Consider the following 16,593-nt stretch of genomic DNA (forward strand, 5'->3'; position numbering starts at 1 on the left):
ATGGGTATGGCCACAGCGAGCCGGGCGCGACGCCTTGACTTGACCGGGACCCTTCCGTGACCCCTGGTCGGGCAAGCCGCAGCGGGGGCTCTCTGTGGTTGAGGGGATGGCGCCGATAGCGGATCCGACGGGATCCGAACATGCCGCAGCGCCCGACGACTTACCGTCAAGGACGGTTCGTCAGCGGGCACCGCGGCACATTCTTGCGACCGGTGTGATCCGGTTCAGGACGCGAGGACCTCGTCGAGCAGAGCCTCGGCCTTGTCCTCGTTCGTGTTCTCCGCGAGAGCGAGCTCGCTCACCAGAATCTGGCGGGCCTTGGCGAGCATGCGCTTCTCACCTGCGGAGAGTCCGCGCTCACGCTCACGACGCCACAGGTCGCGAACGACTTCGGCGACCTTGATGACATCGCCGGAGGCGAGCTTCTCGAGATTTGCCTTGTAGCGTCGGGACCAGTTCGTCGGCTCTTCGGCGTACGGCGCGCGCAGCACCTCGAAGACCCGGTCCAGCCCTTCCTGCCCGACTACGTCACGCACACCGACGAACTCCGCATTGTCCGCCGGCACACGAACAGTCAAGTCGCCCTGGGCGACCTTGAGCACCAAGTAGGTCTTGTCCACGCCTTTGATCTGGCGAGTTTCGATAGCCTCGATCAGCGCGGCCCCGTGATGGGGATAGACCACGGTGTCGCCAACCTTGAACGTCATGTGACAGGTACCCCTTCCGTGGCTATCCAGAGTAACACGAGAACTGCTTCTCCTGAATGGCGTTTTCGCAGGTCAGGGCATATCTCGGGGCTTGACAACAGCAACACGAACGTGCTGCGGAAGGCTTCCGGAAGGCGATATTCGCAGGTCGGAGCGGGCGCGCGGGCGAGCCGAAACGTGCGCGTCACACGGACCGGAAGCCCTCCGGAAGTGACTGAACGTCCCGTTTTGCCGGATTCTGGATGGTGATCTTTCCGCACTCCGTTCGGACGTCGATCACCCGTACGAGCCTTTGGGTCGATGGTCAATGAAATTGATCAACGGCCGGCCGCCGGGTGGATTATGCGCAAGGAATGCGCCGTCACCAGGGGAATTGATCACCGGCCGCCCGCTCGGCGATCACACGGGTTTTGTGAACGCCGTGCGAAACGTCGTGATCGCCGGGCGATCAGGAGCCGCGCCCATGCCGTAGGGCCATAGGGGGCGGGTCGGGTGCGGGCCCGGGACGGTGGCTCGGTAACCTGAGCCCGCTGACACACACTTAGGGCGGCTTTACCCCGCTCGGCCTTCCTGTCCGCAGAGTCCGAAGTCCGCAGTCCGAACGTTCAAGGAGTTGCCGCCGCCGTGAGCCGCAGCCTTCGACACGGCGCCCTCGCCGCCACTGCCCTCGTGTTCTCGATCGCCTCGTTGTCCGCGTGCAGTGCGGGCAACAACGCGGAGACGCTCAAGGTCAGGCCGGACAACGCAGCCACCGCTGTCGACCACATCAAGATCCAGAACGCGAACGTCATCACCCAGCCCGGGCACGAGACGGAGGGACCTGCCGCCGTCACCGCCACGCTGTTCAACAACGGCCCCAGCAGCGAGGTCCTGGAATCCATCACGCTGCCCGGCACCAGCGCCACCGTGGAACTGCGCCCCGCCAAGGGCAAGGGTCCCGTCGTGATCCCGTCCGGCGGGCGGGTCATCCTGGGCGGCAAGGGCAACGCCTCCGCCGTGGTCGAGGACGGCCGCCAGGCCGGTCAGGACGGCTCCGTACAGCAGGTCGTCTTCCAGTTCAGCAAGACCGGTGACATCGGACTCGGCGCCATGATCGTCCCGGCGGCCGGCTTCTTCAAGGGCTTCGGCCCGAGCTCCGCGCCGTCGCCGAAGCCCACCCCGAAGCCCTCGGAGGACGCCTCCGAGACGCCGGGCGAGGCGTCGGGCACCCCGTCGGATGCCGCGTCGGAGGGGTCTTCGGCCTCCGAGCCGGAGAGCGGCTCCGCCACGCCGACGGACGAGGCGTCCGCCGACCACTGATCCACGCGTGAAAGGGGGCGTCTCCGGCCGGGAGACGCCCCCTTTTCACGCGCGGACGATGCGGCTGCTGCCCGTACGGCCGGACGCGTTACCGGCGCCACCGCGGTCACCGGTTTACGGCTCGAACTTGTAGCCCAGCCCCCGCACCGTCACCAGGTACCGCGGCGCCCCCGGGTCCGGCTCGATCTTGGCCCGGAGTCGCTTCACGTGGACGTCGAGGGTCTTGGTGTCACCCACGTAGTCCGCACCCCAGACCCGGTCGATCAGCTGCATGCGCGTCAGGACGCGGCCGGCGTTGCGCAGCAGCATCTCCAGGAGGTCGAACTCCTTCAGCGGGAGGTCCACCTTGCCGCCGGAGACGGTGACGACGTGACGGTCCACGTCCATCCGTACCGGACCGGCCTCCAGGGCGGCCGGGGTGACCTCCTCCGGCTCCCCGCGACGGCGCAGGACGGCGCGGATGCGGGCCACCAGCTCCCGTGAGGAGAAGGGCTTGGTCACATAGTCGTCGGCTCCTATTTCCAGGCCCACGACCTTGTCGATCTCGCTGTCCTTGGCGGTGACCATGATCACCGGAACGTTGGACTTCACCCGCAGCTGCCGGCAGACCTCCGTACCGGGCAGCCCGGGCAGCATCAGGTCCAGCAGGACGAGGTCGGCACCGTTGCGCTCGAACTCGTCGAGGCCGTCGGGACCGGTGGCCGCGATGGCCACCTCGAAGCCTTCCTTGCGAAGCATGTAGGACAGGGCGTCGCTGAAGGATTCCTCATCCTCGACGACAAGCACTCGGGTCACGGAAGAGCCTCCGGGGCAGGAAATGGTTCAAAAGTGTCGGTCTCGTACGGCCCCTCGTCGTCAACGGAGTGACCGTTGACGATGAGCGGTCCGCCGGTGGTGCGCCCCCGTACGACGCCCGACTCGGGCAGTCGCAGGGTGAAGGTGGAGCCCTGGCCCTCAGAACTCCAGACGGTGACCTCCCCGCCGTGCGAGGCGGCCACGTGCTTGACGATGGCGAGGCCGAGACCGGTGCCACCAGTGGCCCGGGAGCGGGCCGGATCGACGCGGTAGAACCGCTCGAACACCCGCTCGCGGTCCTTCTCGGAGATGCCGATGCCCTGGTCGGTCACGGCTATCTCGATCAGATCCCCGCCGGGTGCGACCAGCTGCCGGGCAGCGATGCCGACGCGAGTGCGGGCGGGGCTGTAGTTGACGGCATTCTCCACGAGATTGCCGAGCGCGGCAGCGAGCTGTCCGCGGTTCCCCCAGACGAAGAGGTCCGCCGTACCGCCCGAAGCCATGGTGATCTGCTTGGAGCCCGCCTGCTGGCGGCACCGGTCGATGGCTTCGGCGACCAGTTCTTCCACCCGAACGGGTTCGGCGTCCTCGAGCGGATCGTCGTTCTGGACGCGGGAGAGGTCGATGAGCTCCTGTACGAGGTTGGTCAGCCGGGTCGCCTCGATCTGCATGCGTCCGGCGAACCGCTCCACCGCCTCCGGGTCGTCGGAAGCGTCCATGACCGCCTCGGAGAGCAGCGAGAGCGCACCGGTCGGGGTCTTGAGCTCATGGCTGACGTTGGCGACGAAGTCGCGCCGTACCGCTTCTATGCGACGGGCTTCGGTGAGGTCCTCGACCAGCAGCAGCACCAGCCGGGAACCCAGCGGAGCGACCCGGGCGGAGACGGCCAGCGCCTCGCCCCGACCCGTACCGCGCCGTGGGAGGTCCAGCTCGACCTGTCGTATCTCACCGTCGCGACGGGTGTCCCTGGCCATGTGGAGCATCGCGTCGACCGACAGGCGCCCGCCCCTGACCAGGCCCAGCGCATAAGCGGCGGAGCTGGCCTTGACGACGCTGTCGCTCTCGTCGAGCACGACGGCCGAGGAACTGAGCACGGAGAGGACCGTGTCCACCCCGGGGGGCAGCGCGGCATTGCTGTCGGGCCGCAGGGACGTACGCGTGGGCTGTCTCTGCTCGCGTTCGCTCCAGCGGAACGCCAGCATCGCGATGACACCGGTGCACAACCCGGCTATCGCGGCAGCTGCGGCGACTGCCGCGTTCACGTCCATGCTTCAAGGTTATGCGGGTGCGTCGGGTCTCTCCCAGCCATCCGGGTGCCATCTCGAACACTCGTCGCCCAGAGTTCACCGAGGAGAAAGTGCCGGTTCACTTCGGGGGCCGGATCCCGACTCGTTGCGCCCGCACCGTGGGAGCGTGGGGGTCTGCCCGCAGACCCCGGCTCAGTAAGACCGCCCCCCTGTGCCGGGTGGTCCAAGGATCTGGAGAGGGACTTCCATGCGCGACGCCTACCACGAGGAACTCGATTCGATCGGCGAAGGCCTGGTCGAGATGGCCCGGCTCGTCGGCTCGGCGATCGGCCGGGCGACGACGTCCATGCTCGACGCCGATCTCAAGCTCGCCGAGACGGTGATCGCCGCGGATCAGAAGGTCGACGACCTGCAGCACGATCTGGAGGCGCGGGCCATCGCGCTGCTGGCACGCCAGCAGCCGGTCGCGACCGATCTGCGGATCGTGGTCACCTCGCTGCGGATGAGCGCGGACCTGGAGCGCTCGGGCGACCTCGCCCAGCACGTGGCCAAGCTCGCCCGGCTGCGCTTCCCGAATTCGGCCGTGCCGCACGACCTGCACGCCACCATTCTGGAGATGGGACAGCTCGCGCAGCGGCTGATGGCGAAGGCCGCCGAGGTCATCATCACGAAGGACGTCGACCTGGCCCTCCAGCTGGAGCAGGACGACGACGAGATGGACCTGCTGCACCGGACGCTGTTCCAGCACCTGATGGACGACCGCTGGAAGCACGGCATCGAGACGGCCGTCGACGTGACGCTGCTCGGCCGCTACTACGAGCGTTTCGCCGACCACGCCGTGTCGGTCGCCAAGCGCGTCGTCTACCTGGTGACGGGTGAGCACGCGGACGAAATCCAGACGGCCACCCCGGTGGAAGGGGCGTAGGGGCGCGGAACGCGCGCGGTCGCACGTTTGTCTCCGCGCGCGTGCGCCGTTGATGCGCCCGCCGGGGTGGGCATGCAATGGGGGCGGGGGCGGCACGCCATGCCGTATGCCCCCGTCGTGCACAGCTGTCGTACGAGGGCTCAGGCAGCTGTCGTACGCCGCCGAGTCGTACCCCCCGAGGAGGGACCATGGCCGATTCGCCCATGACCGAACCCCAGCAGGAGACCCCGACCGAAGTGGTGCAGCTGACCGTGCTCGGAGCCTGCGGCTGCGGTGCGGGCTGCGGATGCGGCTGCCAGTCCGGCGCGCCGTGCCAGTGCGGCGGCTGCTCCGGCTGACCGGGCAGATGCGAGCGTGCCCCGCGGCGGACGCGTGTCGCCGCGGGGCATCGCCGCGCTCGCCTCCGCGCCGCAGGCCCCTTCGGACGGCAGACCGCTTCGGCCCCCCGGCCCCTTCGGACGGCAGACCGCCGGTCTCCGATCAGACCGCCGGCTCGGCGACCGCCCGCTCGGTGGCGAGGGGCGCCGCGGCCACAGGATCCGGCAGCTTCCGCATCAGCAGCCAGTAGCCGAACGCCGCCACGGTGCCCAGCACCGCGCAGGTCACCCACAGCCAGTCCGCGCCGTAGTGGTCGATCACGAAGCCGGACATCAGCGGTGCGACGAGTGCCGCAGCCGACCAGGACAGCGTGTACATGCCCTGGTAGCGCCCCCTGCCGTGTGCCGGCGAGAGCTGGACGACGATGCCGGTCTGCGTCGGGGCGTTGACGATCTCGGCGAGGGTCCAGACGCACACCGTCAGCGCGTACACGCCGACCGACCCCGCGAAGGCGGTCAGCCCGAACCCGTACCCCGCGAGCACGGACGAGATGATCAGCAGACGGCGTGGGTCACGGTGCTGGATGAACCGGGTGACCGGAATCTGCAGGACCACGATCAGCACGCCGTTGACGGCGATGGCCGTACCGAAGTCCGAGCTGGAGAACCCGTCCGCACCCATGGCCACCGGCAGCCCCAGGTGCCCCTGCTGGAAGATCAACGCGACCAGGAACGACAGCCCGACGACGCCCATGTAGCGCCCGTCGCGCATGACCGTGATCAGCCGCACGTCGTCCGGGGCGCGGCTCCCCGCCACCCGGGGCGCCACCTCGGGCCTGGATTCCGGCACCTTGAGGAAGACGACGACGGCGCAGACCAACGTCATGGCGGCCTCGCCCAGGAAGCCGGCCAGATAGCTGTACTCGGCGATGAAACCGGCCGCTGCCGAGGAGACGGCGAAGCCCAGGTTGATGGCCCAGTAGTTGAGCGAGAAGGCACGCACCCGGTCCTCGGGCCGGACGATGTCGGCCATCATCGCCTGCACGGCCGGCCGGGACGCATTGCTGGCCATGCCCACCACGAAGGCCATGGCGGCGATCGCGGCCGGATGGACCATGAAGCCGAGCACGGCCACCGACGCCGCGGTCGAGAGCTGCGCGATCAGCATGGTGGGCCGGCGTCCCAGCCGATCCGTCATCACCCCGGCCCCGAGCGAGGAGACGACTCCGCCGAGCCCGTGGAGGGCGGCGACCAGACCGGCGTACGAGGCCGAGTAGCCCCGGTCCAGGGTCAGGTAGAGCGCCATGAACGTGGCGACGAACGCCCCCAGGCGATTGACCAGCGTGCTGGTCCACAGCCACCAGAACTCCCTGGGGAGCCCGGCAACCGTCTCGTGTGCCGCCTTCCTGAGACCGGCGACGGACATAGGGCTCCCCCTGGGGACGTGCGAACGGATGCGAGCCGACAGATGTAAGCGGCCCTATAGCAGTCCGAACATTACGAAGAGGGAGTCCCGGACCGCCACTCGATTGACGCCCATCGTCAAACGGCGCAGGCCCGCACTCCCCTTTGTCCGCCCTGTGACCGGGCGCGCGGAGGCCGCGCGGGTTCGATTACGCTCGGAGCCATGGCCGACGCACCGTACAAGCTGATCCTCCTCCGCCACGGCGAGAGCGAATGGAACGCCAAGAACCTGTTCACCGGCTGGGTGGACGTAGACCTCACCGACAAGGGCGAGAAGGAGGCGGTCCGCGGCGGTGAGCTGCTCAAGGACGCCGGCCTGCTCCCCGACGTCGTACACACCTCCCTCCAGAAGCGCGCGATCCGCACCGCCCAGCTCGGGCTGGAAGCCGCGGACCGCCACTGGATCCCCGTCCACCGCTCCTGGCGCCTGAACGAGCGCCACTACGGCGCCCTCCAGGGCAAGGACAAGGCCCAGACGCTCGCCGAGTTCGGCGAGGAGCAGTTCATGCTGTGGCGCCGCTCGTACGACACCCCGCCGCCCGCCCTCGAGGACGGCACCGAGTTCTCGCAGAGCGACGACCCGCGCTACGCCTCCATCCCCTCGGAGCTGCGTCCGCGCACGGAGTGCCTCAAGGACGTCGTCGACCGCATGCTGCCGTACTGGTACGACGGCATCGTCCCGGACCTCCTCGACGGCAAGACCGTCCTGGTCGCCGCCCACGGCAACAGCCTGCGCGGCCTGGTGAAGCACCTGGACGGCATCTCCGACGACGCCATCTCGGGCCTCAACATCCCGACCGGCATCCCGCTCGCGTACGAGCTGGACGCCGACTTCAACCCGCTGAAGCCGGGCGGCACGTACCTCGACCCGGACGCGGCGAAGGCCGCGATCGAGGCCGTGAAGAACCAGGGCAAGAAGAAGTAACGCGACACCAACAAGCCCCCGACCTGCGATTTTCTCGCGGGGCGGGGGCTTTGTGGTGGGGCTGGGCCGCCTGTGGGGCCCTCAGTGGCTTGGTCAGGCCGTCAGACGTTGCGAGCACGCCGCCACTCGTAGGCGCCGGGTGATGTCTCGACGACCTCGCGGGGATAGGCCCGGCGGGCCTGGTCGAGCAGATCCCGCTGCTCGATGACCCAGGTCGGTGAGACGAACAACGGGACTTTGACAGTGACTCCGGATGACGGCCCGTCGTGCACGGACACCCAGAGCCCGCCGCCCTCGTCAGGCTCGAACTTCATCGAAGGAGTCCGCCCGGATACGAGCCACACGACGAACCGGCCGGACTCCAGGGTTGCCAAGGAGCCCTCCCAGTCCTCAAGGTCCTCAGGGAGGAGGGTCACCGCGAAGTTGCCATTGACGGATTCCGCGTTGATGACGATCTCGCAGTCGAGGAAGTCGTGGCCGGTCAGAATTCCCGGTTGATAGCGACCCAGGATGCGCACGGAGACACTTTGCCCGCTGGTGCCAGGCCTGTCGGCCAGGTGAATCAGATTGATGACGCCGTCCGTCGAGTCCACGGATTCCCTTCCGAAGTGACCAGGTCCGAGCATCCTGCCGGACCACCTGCGGCTCTCACGGTTCAGGGGCCAGACGATTCGAATAGACATCGGACACGGCTCTGCTGGTCCGCTCCCGGCCGGACGGCATGAGGTGCGCGTAGACGCGGAGCGTCAAGCCGGGGTCCGAGTGGCCATCGAAGGTTCTCGCCACGATGTGCACCACACCGCACTCCAAGAACACCCGCTCCACCGAAGTCGTCGTCGACCAGCGCCGGGCACGACACGCCCTCCGCGCTCCAGCGGGCGGCCAGCGGGATCATCGACATGGCGGAGCTGTAGGAAGGCGCCGTAGTCACCGAGCCTGTCGACGCGATCGTCTACGCCAGAAAAGCTGGGTTCGGCGCCGCCTGGGAGCCGCATCTGGGGCGGATAAGCCCAGCGATATGCGGCGGCGTGCGACCAGGCCTGCCGCGATCAGCAGCAGGAACGGTACCCAGGCGATCGCGTATGCGACACCGTAATGTTGGACGTCCAGGATCGACCGGCGCGGATCCACGTCGCTGCTGTTGACGCCGAAGTATGCGAGCAGCAGCGCGGGCGGGAGCGCGATGACTGAGCCGGCGGCGATCACCGAGGCCAACACCCGGTCGCGGCCCTCGGCGTACTCCTGGGACGCCGTCTCCAGGTCGACGCGTCGCGTCGCGAGCACAGCGTTCACCCGTTCGACAGTGCGGGACGTGTTGGTCAGCGCTTCTACCAGCGCGGAGACGCCGCGCAGCGACGAGTGGAAGCTTTCGACCAGCAGTTCCGGGATGAGGATCGTGTCGGCGTACATCTCGGCACTGAAGCTCAGGTCGAGCTGGAGATCGCTGAGCCGACGCGAGAGCTGCGCGACCAGGGTGCGGGCATCCTCCGTCGTCTCGACTACCGCGGCCTGGTCAAGCTCCAGAGCCTCGAACGCCTGCCGCCGGATCCGGTGCACGGCCGCGACCGCGTTGAGAATGCCGACCGCGGCCAGCCCGAACGCGTTCTCCACCGGCGGCGCGTAGCCGACGATCAATGACACGCCCCTGCCGTGCGCAACCATGGTCTGGCCTGGGTTGTTCAGCGTCTCAGGTCGGCGTATGCCCAGCGTGGCGCCGGTGCCGTCGTCCAGCGTGCCGCGCAGCACGATGGTCACCACATCCTGGCCGACCGCGTCGCCGGGCATGTGCTCGGCCAACAGCCCTTGTGCGAGCGCCGCTCCAGGAAAGACACTCTGGTGAACGTTCCGGCCGAACTCGAGGGGCAGTTGGTCGGCGGGTCGGTCCGTGATGCCGTACGTGCGCAGGCGCTCGTCGAGCCACTCGGTCAACGGCATCCCGCCGACGCGCGTCGCGGCGCGGTCCTGCCAGGTGGCATAGAGCGTGTCGGCGATTGCGTCCGAGCTGTCCGCGCCGTCCGTGATTTCGACGTCTACGAAGAGCAGCGGGTCCCCACGAGGCGTGACGGCCAGGGTGATTGCCGCACCGTCGACCCGGGCCGCGTTCGATGGCAGCGTGATCTCGGGGACGTGTTCGTGCAGTACCAGTTGGGGCAGCAGCCGTCCGGCGGCTTCGACGTGGGAGGCGAATCGGCCGAGGCCAAGCGCCTCCGTCAGCGGGCGGAGCATGGCGTCGGGCACCCGCACCTGCGGCGTGAGGTTGTACATCAGCAGCAGGCGTGTACGAGTCCTGACCGCTGTGTCGGAATGTGGCACGACGTCCCCCTCCGTCTGACACTCGTATGGGGCAACAGCCTATTGCTCGGGTTGTTCTTTGGCGGGTAGGTCGCTGCTCGCCCAACTTCACGCCTTGCAAACGTAGTTCAGTGCTCCGCTCCCGGATCGCCGGCCTCGTCCCAGCTGTGGAGAAGACGGCGCAGGCCAGACCCGACTCCTCCTCGACCAGGTACGGCTGGACCTCGCCACGACCGGTCTGCACGTCGCTCCGCCCGAGCCGCTCGCGGATGAGGGCCAGGGCGGCGTCGTGGTCTACATCAACGACGACGTCCAGGTCGTCGACTGGCTGCCCCACGCCCGGGCTCGACCGTGAGGTGCTCGGCGGGGTCGAACCCGACCGCACGGATGACGAGGCCGTCGTCCGCTACGAGGTGGCCCGATCTCCGATGGACACATCCCTGACAACGGCCCTGACTGAGCATTGGGCTACCGAGCGATCGCGCCGCTGAGCTCACGCACGCCGGAGGTACGGGGGTGGCTGACGACAGCGACGGCTGATGTACAGGGGTGGGGGCGGGCTTAGATATGAGGTGGGCGGCATGAGTGAGTCGACTGTTGAAACCGCCGAGACCGCATTTCAGCCTCGGAGAACGCCTGGTCGCGCTCGAGCGTGGGCCGCGCTTGGAAGACGACACCGGGGACCCGAAGGTCTCCACGGTCACCCAGTTCTACCGCTGAAATGCCTCAGCTGAGGCGGGCCACGGGCGGCAGGCGGTAGCTGGCCTCCTGCGCGACTCGCTCGGCCTCAGCAGCGTGCCGGGCCGCCGTGGCAGGGTCTCCAGTGGCCCGTCCTACGGCGGCGAGCGCGATCAGTGCGCGGCCTTCGGTCAGGCGCAGTTCCAGTTCCCGGGCGATGGTCAGGGCGGTTTCGGCGTGGTCCGCAGCAACATCCGAGTCGCCGGATCCCAGGCGGACGTGGGCGAGTCCGGCGTGAGCTTCGGCCTGCTGGTGGCGGAAGTCGCAGCGGCGGGTGATCCTCAGAGCCTCTTCCAGATGCGCGGAGGCCAGATCCACGCGGCCGTTGAGCTGGTGCAGGCTACCGAGGGTGATGAGGCAGTCGGTCTCGTTGGCCGGGTCGCCTGTTTCTCGGGCTCTGTGCAGCGCCTGCTCGGCGTGTGTGGAGGCGAGGTCGGTCCGCCCGGTGTCGCGGTAAACACGGGCAAGGATGGCGTTCGATTTCTGCAGGTAATCAGGTGCCTCCCAAAGTGGTGAACATCTGCTGTCCGTTCTCGTGAACAGATCCATTGGGACGCGTACACCTTCAACGTCGGTCCCGGGCCGGAGTGCCCCAGGTACTCGCTGACGGCCTGTCCCTCACACGCGGTCGCTCTCAGCCGGCAGGCCGCGTGCCGGGCCTTCGGTCCGCCGGCAATGCGCAGGCCGGCGTGCCGCCGGGCAGACGGTCACGGTTGGTGGCGATGAGCCGGTAGAGACCGTGGGCGATCCAGCGCATCGGAGGCAGGGTCAGCAAGCCGCCCGGCCAGGCCCAGACACCACCGGCACGCAACAGGAGTTTGGCGACGGCCTGAGCGCCGCCGTACACCGTGCCGGCCGGCGAGACGTACAGCAGCTCGCGTTCGGCTCGCTGCTGGGTGACGCCGAGAGCTTCCAGATCCGCGAACTGCCACGGCGTGACGGTGCAGTTCGGTCGCAATCGCCGCATGAGGTAGTTCACCGAGGTCGTACAGAAGGCGCAGTCACCGTCGTAGACCAGGACAGATCGATTCGACATGGACTCATCCTGTCTGAACGAACTCCCCTGCGTCGGGGCCCGGCCCCGTCCTCACCCCCCGTGGTCGCGACAGCGCGGAGGTGCTCAGTCACGGCGAGGGGCCGGGTCGGCCGACTCCGGGTCTTCGTCGCCCAGTTCCGGCTCCAGGCCCTCCGCCATCTCGGTCCGGCCGAGGCCCGCGTCGGCGCGCCATGCCTCGAAGGACCAGCCGGTCACTGCCACGACGGCGAGCCCGAGCGTCCAGCCGCCGACGACATCGCTGAACCAGTGGACGCCCAGCGCGATGCGGGTGAAGCCGACACCCAGTACGGAGACGGCCGCGACGGCCCAGCACAGGGGACGGAGGCCCGGGCGCACCAGGGGCAGGAGAACGAGCAGCAGGATCGCGAACGAGGTCGTGGCCGTCATCGCGTGGCCGGAGGGGAAAGAGAAGCCGGGGGCGTGCGCCACCGGGTCCGGCAGGTCCGGCCTCGCCCGCTCGACGACGCTCTTGACGAGCAGACCCGTCAGCCCTCCCGCCACGGCGGTGAAGGCCGACCATGTGGCCAGGCGCCAGGCACGCCGGTGCACCAGCCACAGGGTGAGCACCGCGACCGCCGCGCGCAGGGTCACCGGGTCCCAGACCACGTCGGAGAAGAAGCGCAGGGTGCCGGTCCACGCCGGATGGTCGAGGGCGGTCCGGTTCAGCCACCTCGCGGCGCCCGCGTCGAGGCGCCGCAGCGGACCCCAGCCGCTCTCCACGAGGACGAACAGGAGTCCGAAGAGGACGGCTGCGACCGCGGCGACGGCCGCGGAACCGAACAGCCGGATCCCGAATCTGCGGTCGGCGTCCCGGCGGATCCGTCGTCGGGCCGGGGCAGCGGGTCGGGCAGTCATTCAGGCTCCTGGATCGGGTTGTACGGGACCGGGCCGCTTGGCCCGCACCGCCTCCAGCTGGGCGGCGAAGGAGAGGCCGAGGAAGAGCGCGATGGAGGTGAGGTAGGCCCAGAGCAGCAGGGACATGAAGGCCGTGAGCGGGCCGTACACGGTGTCGAACGAACCGCTGACCTCGAGGTAGAGGCTGAGCAGCCAGGTCAGCGTGGTCCACAGCACCAGGTACACGGCGGCGCCGAAGGCCAGCCAGGTGTAGCCCGGTTGCCGGCGCCTCGGCGAACGGCGGAAGATCGCGCTCGCCGAAATGACCACGAGGACCACCCCGGCCGGCCAGCGCAGCAGGTCGCACGCGGACCGGGCACCGGCACCGAGGTCGTACACGTCGACGACGGCCGGCACCAGGTCGCCTCCGGCCACCATGACGACGAAGCCGATGCCGAGCGGGATTCCGGCGGTCAGCGACATCACCAGCCCCCGCAGGTACTTCAGATGGAAGACCCGGTCCCGTTCGACCCCGTATATGCGGTTGGCACCGCGCTCTATCTGGCACATCGCCGTCGTGGTGTTGGTCAGGGAGAAGACCAGTCCGAACCACAGGGCGAGCTGGGCCCCTTCGTCGGCCGTCCGCCGGCTGCGGTCCAGCGCGTCGTCGACCACCGCGGCGCTCGGCCCCGCCGTGATCCGGTGGATCGTCAGTTCCGCCACCCTGCCCAGGTCTTCCGTGTGCAGGGCCGTCGAGAGGCCGACGAAGGCGATGACCAGCGGCACCACGGCCAGCACGGTCTGCAGGGCGAGCGCCCGGGAGTGGCTGAAGCCGTCGGCGTACCGGAAGCGGACGAAGGAGTCGCGCAGCAGCGGCCATCGGCCGTAGCGCCGCAGGGCGGCCAGCGCCTCGTCGCCGGAGAGTTCGCTGCCGACCATGTCGCGGGTCTGCGGGACCCGGGTTGCGGTACCCATCTCACTCCCCCCGTTCAGGCATGAGCACGGTCAGCGCGCCGGGTCTGACCTGCGCGGTGAGGCGCCTGCCCGGGGCCACGGGGTCGCCGTCCGACTCGCGTGGCTGCGGTGCCTCGAAGCGGATGTCCGCGTGACGGAAGGTGAAGTACTCCACGGGCGACCGGCCTGTGTGGCCGATCTCCCTCTCCGGCCTTCGGCGTACCAGCGAGACGACGGCGCCCAGCCAGCCCATCGGTCCGCGCGGGTCGAGGATCATGAGGTCGAGCAGGCCGTCGTCGGGCCGGGCCGCCGGGACCAGCGCGGCACCGCCCTGAACCTTGCCGGTGTTGGCGACGAGCACCATCCGGGCGGTGCGGCGCAGGGGCCGCGCTCCGTCGAGGGCGACCGTCAGGCGCATCCGGGGCGCGCGCAGTTCCCGCAGGCCCGCCACCACATAGGCGGGCCAGCCGAGCACGGCCTTGGCGCGGTCGCTGGTGCTCTCCAGCATCGCGGCGTCGAGCCCGGCGCCGGACATCACCGTGAAGTGCGCGGGTGCCATGCCGTCGCCCTCGATCCGCCCGAGGTCGATGCGGTGCGGAGAACCGCGCAGCGCGACGGCCAGCGCCTCCGCCGGTTTCACCGGAAGCCCCAGGTTGCGGGCGAGGAGGTTGCCCGTGCCGCAGGGCACCACAGCGAGCGGTATGCCCGTACCGGCCAGCGCCTCCGCCGCCGCCCGGACCGTCCCGTCACCGCCGCAGACCACGACGAGTGACGCACCGTCCCGCACCGCGCGCGCCGTCTGTCCCTCCCCCGTGTCGTCGGCTGTGGTCGGTACGAAGTCCGCCCCGTGGTGACCGTGTTCCTCGAGAACCCGTCGCAGGCCGGCACAGGCCGCCTCGTCGGTGACGGTGGGGTTGAAGACCACAGTGGTGCTGCCGTGGGCCCGCCCCGTCGGCGCCCCGGCGGCCGGTGCCTCACCGGCCGACGCGTCGGCGGGCGCGGGGGCGGGTACGTGCGGTCCGGTCAGCAGGGCGCGGCCGACGATGAACAGGGACAGTCCGCCGTTGACCAGGCCGCCCGCGATGTCCGTCGGATGGTGCATCCCCCGGTACGCCCTGGCGACCCCCACCAGCAGGGGCACGAGGAGGAGGAGCACCGCCACGGCTCTGCGCCACGGCCCCTTCGTCCGGTGCAGGACCAGGATCGCGATGCCGGCGTACAGGGCTGTCGCCGCGCCGGTGTGGCCGGAGGTGTAACTGGAGGTGGGGGGCGAGGCGTCGAGCCGTTCGACGTCCGGCCGGGTGCGGTCCACGGCTTCGGTGACGACCAGGAAGACGAGGGACTGGAGCGAGACGGCGACCGCCAGGAAGAGCGCGTCCCGCCACCTGGGAAGCCGCGGGACCACGAGGAGGACGAGGCAGGCCAGGAGGGTGCCCCCGATGACCGTGGCCGTGTTGCCCGCCTCGGAGACGACGAGGGACACGGTGTCGAGCGCGCCGGTACGGGCACGCTCCAGCGCGTCGGTGACCTCGTCCTCGGACGTCAACGGCCATGCACGGGCCGCGGGTCCGGTGATCAGGAGTCCGAGCCCCACCATCAGGGCCGCCTGACAGGCCGCCGCCGAAGCGATGATTCCCGCGGCCCTGCCCACGCCCCCGGCGGTCTCCGGGGCACGGGGCGAGCGCTCCCCGACCGCCCGGGACGGCCGGGACGGCCGGCCCGGAACGTACTCGCCCACGGGGGGCGGCGTGGCGGACACGTGCCCACCGGGGAGGGCGGTGCGTCTTTCCGGTGTGTCGGTCGGCATGGCGTTCCCGTCGTATCGGTGGCCCTCGGGCTACGGCTGGAACCGGGGCTCACCCGGCGTTTCGCCGTGTTCCCCCTCCTCGTCGCTCCAGACCTGCCGACGGGAACCGCCTCTCTCCCCCTCACGGCCCGGCGGCTGCCCCGGTCGCAGCGGCCGGGGCCCTGTCATGCGCTGCAGAACGGCGTCGCAGCCGTCACCGCCGGGGCCCGCGGCCTGCCCATGGCGTCCTGCGACCTCAACGTCCTTGCTGTGTCCGGACGCGCAGAGCCTGTACGGACCAGTCCAGCACCGGAGCCAGACTCTCCGGGGCCGGCCAGCCGTTGACCACGGCAAGCAGCTGGAGGTACCGCTCCCTGCGGGGGTCGTTCACGCTCTCCAGCCGAGCCGCCAGCCGGCGGCGAAGCTCGACGTCGTCGGGGCGGGCGACCAGGTGCGCGTAGTGCTTCGCGAACGCCGCGACGACCGGATCGGCCTGGGGCGAGGCCGGGTCGATACCGGCGGCCAGAGCCGGGCCGGCCTGGTCACGAACGATGGCGACGATGTCGCGGCGCGGGCCCGCCGTCCCGCCTCGGGCCTGCTCAGCTGCTTGGTACTCGGTCATCCGCCGCAACACGGCGCGGAATTCCGGGTCCAGGGACATTTCAGCCAACTCCACCCATGCCTGGATCTGCTCCGGCTCCGGGTTGTCGGGCAGCTCGGGGGTCATCGAGCGCATGGCCCCCGCGAAGACGGGGGCCGCGTCAGGACCACCGAAGACGGCGTCGAGGAATTCGCCGGTCAGTCGACGGCGTTCGTCCTCGGAGAGCTGGGCAAGTCGGTGCATGAGTTCCGTCTCCTCAGGTGTGGACCCGCGCTCGGCGACCGCCGTCAGCACCGCGCGCCGCAGGCGCAGGACGCGGATCTGCACGGCCAGTGCGTCGGCGTGCGCCGCGGCGACCTCGGGGAGCGAGAGTTCGTGGTCCACGACCTTGCGGATCGTGGGAAGGTCCAGCCCCAGCTCGCGCAGCGTCCGCACGAGGTCCAGGCGTGCGACGGCGTCGGTGTTGTAGAGGCGGTAGCCGGCCGGGCTACGGTCCGTCGGCGCCACGATGCCGCGATCGGAGTAGAACCGGATGGTCTTGACCGTGAGACCGGTCCGCCGAGCGAGTTCGCCGATCGAGTGGAGCGTGTCGCCGTCCATGCCCCCATGTTCGCGTCTCCCCCTACTGGAGACTCAAGTCCGCAGGAGCGGT

Annotated in this window: 16 protein-coding genes; 4 read left to right on the forward strand and 12 right to left on the reverse strand. The window is 69.6% G+C overall.

Translation table 11 applies throughout. From position 1 onward, the window contains the following. Nucleotides 1–224: 224 nt before the first annotated feature. Nucleotides 225–707 (reverse strand): CarD family transcriptional regulator, encoded by a 483-nt coding sequence (locus tag ACFW9O_RS31510; RefSeq protein WP_006380568.1) that lies wholly within the window; start codon nt 705–707, stop codon nt 225–227. Nucleotides 708–1,331: 624 nt separating this feature from the next. Here ACFW9O_RS31510 and ACFW9O_RS31515 point away from each other — a divergent pair. Then, nucleotides 1,332–2,006 (forward strand): DUF461 domain-containing protein, encoded by a 675-nt coding sequence (locus ACFW9O_RS31515; protein ID WP_384614073.1) that lies wholly within the window; start codon nt 1,332–1,334, stop codon nt 2,004–2,006. A 114-nt stretch (nt 2,007–2,120) separates the two neighbouring features. On the opposite strand, the gene ACFW9O_RS31520 is transcribed toward ACFW9O_RS31515, so the two are convergent. Together ACFW9O_RS31520 and ACFW9O_RS31525 are read right to left on the reverse strand one after the other, a co-directional pair. Next, complete coding sequence (locus ACFW9O_RS31520; RefSeq protein ID WP_006377546.1) at nt 2,121–2,801, reverse strand: response regulator transcription factor; 681 nt, start codon at nt 2,799–2,801, stop codon at nt 2,121–2,123. Next, on the reverse strand, nt 2,798–4,069 hold the full coding sequence (locus ACFW9O_RS31525; protein WP_351180156.1) for an ATP-binding protein: 1,272 nt from the start codon (nt 4,067–4,069) through the stop codon (nt 2,798–2,800). The genes ACFW9O_RS31520 and ACFW9O_RS31525 overlap by 4 nt, the downstream gene beginning before the upstream one ends. A 226-nt stretch (nt 4,070–4,295) precedes the next feature. On the opposite strand from ACFW9O_RS31525, the gene phoU reads away from it, so the two are divergent. Both phoU and ACFW9O_RS31535 read left to right on the forward strand, forming a co-directional pair. Further along, nucleotides 4,296–4,973, forward strand: coding sequence for a phosphate signaling complex protein PhoU (gene phoU / locus ACFW9O_RS31530; RefSeq protein WP_351180153.1), 678 nt, complete (start codon nt 4,296–4,298; stop codon nt 4,971–4,973). A 188-nt stretch (nt 4,974–5,161) separates the two neighbouring features. Then, nucleotides 5,162–5,311: a hypothetical protein gene (locus tag ACFW9O_RS31535; protein WP_351180150.1), complete on the forward strand. Its 150-nt coding sequence runs from the start codon at nt 5,162–5,164 to the stop codon at nt 5,309–5,311. A gap of 142 nt (nt 5,312–5,453) precedes the next feature. Here ACFW9O_RS31535 and ACFW9O_RS31540 read toward each other — a convergent pair whose 3' ends face one another. After that, nucleotides 5,454–6,716 carry an MDR family MFS transporter gene (locus tag ACFW9O_RS31540; protein WP_384614076.1) on the reverse strand — a complete coding sequence of 421 codons (1,263 nt, stop codon included), beginning with the start codon at nt 6,714–6,716 and terminating at the stop codon, nt 5,454–5,456. 201 nt (nt 6,717–6,917) lie between these two features. On the opposite strand from ACFW9O_RS31540, the gene ACFW9O_RS31545 reads away from it, so the two are divergent. Continuing rightward, nucleotides 6,918–7,679 carry a phosphoglyceromutase gene (locus ACFW9O_RS31545; RefSeq protein ID WP_356426355.1) on the forward strand — a complete coding sequence of 254 codons (762 nt, stop codon included), beginning with the start codon at nt 6,918–6,920 and terminating at the stop codon, nt 7,677–7,679. A gap of 101 nt (nt 7,680–7,780) precedes the next feature. Here ACFW9O_RS31545 and ACFW9O_RS31550 read toward each other — a convergent pair whose 3' ends face one another. From ACFW9O_RS31550 to ACFW9O_RS31585, 8 genes are all read right to left on the reverse strand, one after another. Next, entirely contained in the window at nt 7,781–8,272 is a 492-nt protein-coding gene (locus ACFW9O_RS31550; RefSeq protein WP_384614077.1) for a DUF5959 family protein, read from the reverse strand. Between the two features lie 334 nt (nt 8,273–8,606). Beyond that, nucleotides 8,607–9,992 (reverse strand): hypothetical protein, encoded by a 1,386-nt coding sequence (locus ACFW9O_RS31555; RefSeq protein ID WP_384614079.1) that lies wholly within the window; start codon nt 9,990–9,992, stop codon nt 8,607–8,609. A gap of 705 nt (nt 9,993–10,697) precedes the next feature. Further along, the gene (locus ACFW9O_RS31560; protein WP_384614081.1) at nt 10,698–11,258 is read right to left on the reverse strand and encodes a tetratricopeptide repeat protein; all 561 of its coding nucleotides are present in this window, start codon (nt 11,256–11,258) and stop codon (nt 10,698–10,700) included. Nucleotides 11,259–11,343: 85 nt separating this feature from the next. Continuing rightward, nucleotides 11,344–11,745 carry a thiol-disulfide oxidoreductase DCC family protein gene (locus ACFW9O_RS31565; RefSeq protein ID WP_384614082.1) on the reverse strand — a complete coding sequence of 134 codons (402 nt, stop codon included), beginning with the start codon at nt 11,743–11,745 and terminating at the stop codon, nt 11,344–11,346. Between the two features lie 84 nt (nt 11,746–11,829). After that, nucleotides 11,830–12,621 carry a phosphatase PAP2 family protein gene (locus ACFW9O_RS31570; RefSeq protein ID WP_384614084.1) on the reverse strand — a complete coding sequence of 264 codons (792 nt, stop codon included), beginning with the start codon at nt 12,619–12,621 and terminating at the stop codon, nt 11,830–11,832. Beyond that, a complete protein-coding gene (locus ACFW9O_RS31575; RefSeq protein ID WP_351178218.1) occupies nt 12,622–13,575 on the reverse strand; it encodes a YihY/virulence factor BrkB family protein in 954 nt (317 codons plus the stop codon). A gap of 1 nt (nt 13,576) precedes the next feature. Then, nucleotides 13,577–15,361: a diacylglycerol kinase family protein gene (locus ACFW9O_RS31580; protein ID WP_384614087.1), complete on the reverse strand. Its 1,785-nt coding sequence runs from the start codon at nt 15,359–15,361 to the stop codon at nt 13,577–13,579. A 235-nt stretch (nt 15,362–15,596) separates the two neighbouring features. Beyond that, the gene (locus ACFW9O_RS31585; protein WP_384614089.1) at nt 15,597–16,541 is read right to left on the reverse strand and encodes a MerR family transcriptional regulator; all 945 of its coding nucleotides are present in this window, start codon (nt 16,539–16,541) and stop codon (nt 15,597–15,599) included. Nucleotides 16,542–16,593: the final 52 nt, after the last annotated feature.

This window comes from Streptomyces sp. NPDC059499 (assembly GCF_042749285.1).
Taxonomy (GTDB): Bacteria; Actinomycetota; Actinomycetes; order Streptomycetales; family Streptomycetaceae; genus Streptomyces.

Bases quoted from the DNA above. Each gene is read 5' to 3' on its own strand.
- ACFW9O_RS31510 (WP_006380568.1), bottom strand. From the start codon at position 707: ATGACGTTCAAGGTTGGCGACACCGTGGTCTATCCCCATCACGGGGCC.
- ACFW9O_RS31525 (WP_351180156.1), bottom strand. From the start codon at position 4,069: ATGGACGTGAACGCGGCAGTCGCCGCAGCTGCCGCGATAGCCGGGTTG.
- phoU (WP_351180153.1), top strand. From the start codon at position 4,296: ATGCGCGACGCCTACCACGAGGAACTCGATTCGATCGGCGAAGGCCTG.
- ACFW9O_RS31535 (WP_351180150.1), top strand. From the start codon at position 5,162: ATGGCCGATTCGCCCATGACCGAACCCCAGCAGGAGACCCCGACCGAA.
- ACFW9O_RS31540 (WP_384614076.1), bottom strand. From the start codon at position 6,716: ATGTCCGTCGCCGGTCTCAGGAAGGCGGCACACGAGACGGTTGCCGGG.
- ACFW9O_RS31545 (WP_356426355.1), top strand. From the start codon at position 6,918: ATGGCCGACGCACCGTACAAGCTGATCCTCCTCCGCCACGGCGAGAGC.
- ACFW9O_RS31560 (WP_384614081.1), bottom strand. From the start codon at position 11,258: ATGGATCTGTTCACGAGAACGGACAGCAGATGTTCACCACTTTGGGAG.
- ACFW9O_RS31565 (WP_384614082.1), bottom strand. From the start codon at position 11,745: ATGTCGAATCGATCTGTCCTGGTCTACGACGGTGACTGCGCCTTCTGT.
- ACFW9O_RS31570 (WP_384614084.1), bottom strand. From the start codon at position 12,621: ATGACTGCCCGACCCGCTGCCCCGGCCCGACGACGGATCCGCCGGGAC.
- ACFW9O_RS31575 (WP_351178218.1), bottom strand. From the start codon at position 13,575: ATGGGTACCGCAACCCGGGTCCCGCAGACCCGCGACATGGTCGGCAGC.
- ACFW9O_RS31580 (WP_384614087.1), bottom strand. From the start codon at position 15,361: ATGCCGACCGACACACCGGAAAGACGCACCGCCCTCCCCGGTGGGCAC.
- ACFW9O_RS31585 (WP_384614089.1), bottom strand. From the start codon at position 16,541: ATGGACGGCGACACGCTCCACTCGATCGGCGAACTCGCTCGGCGGACC.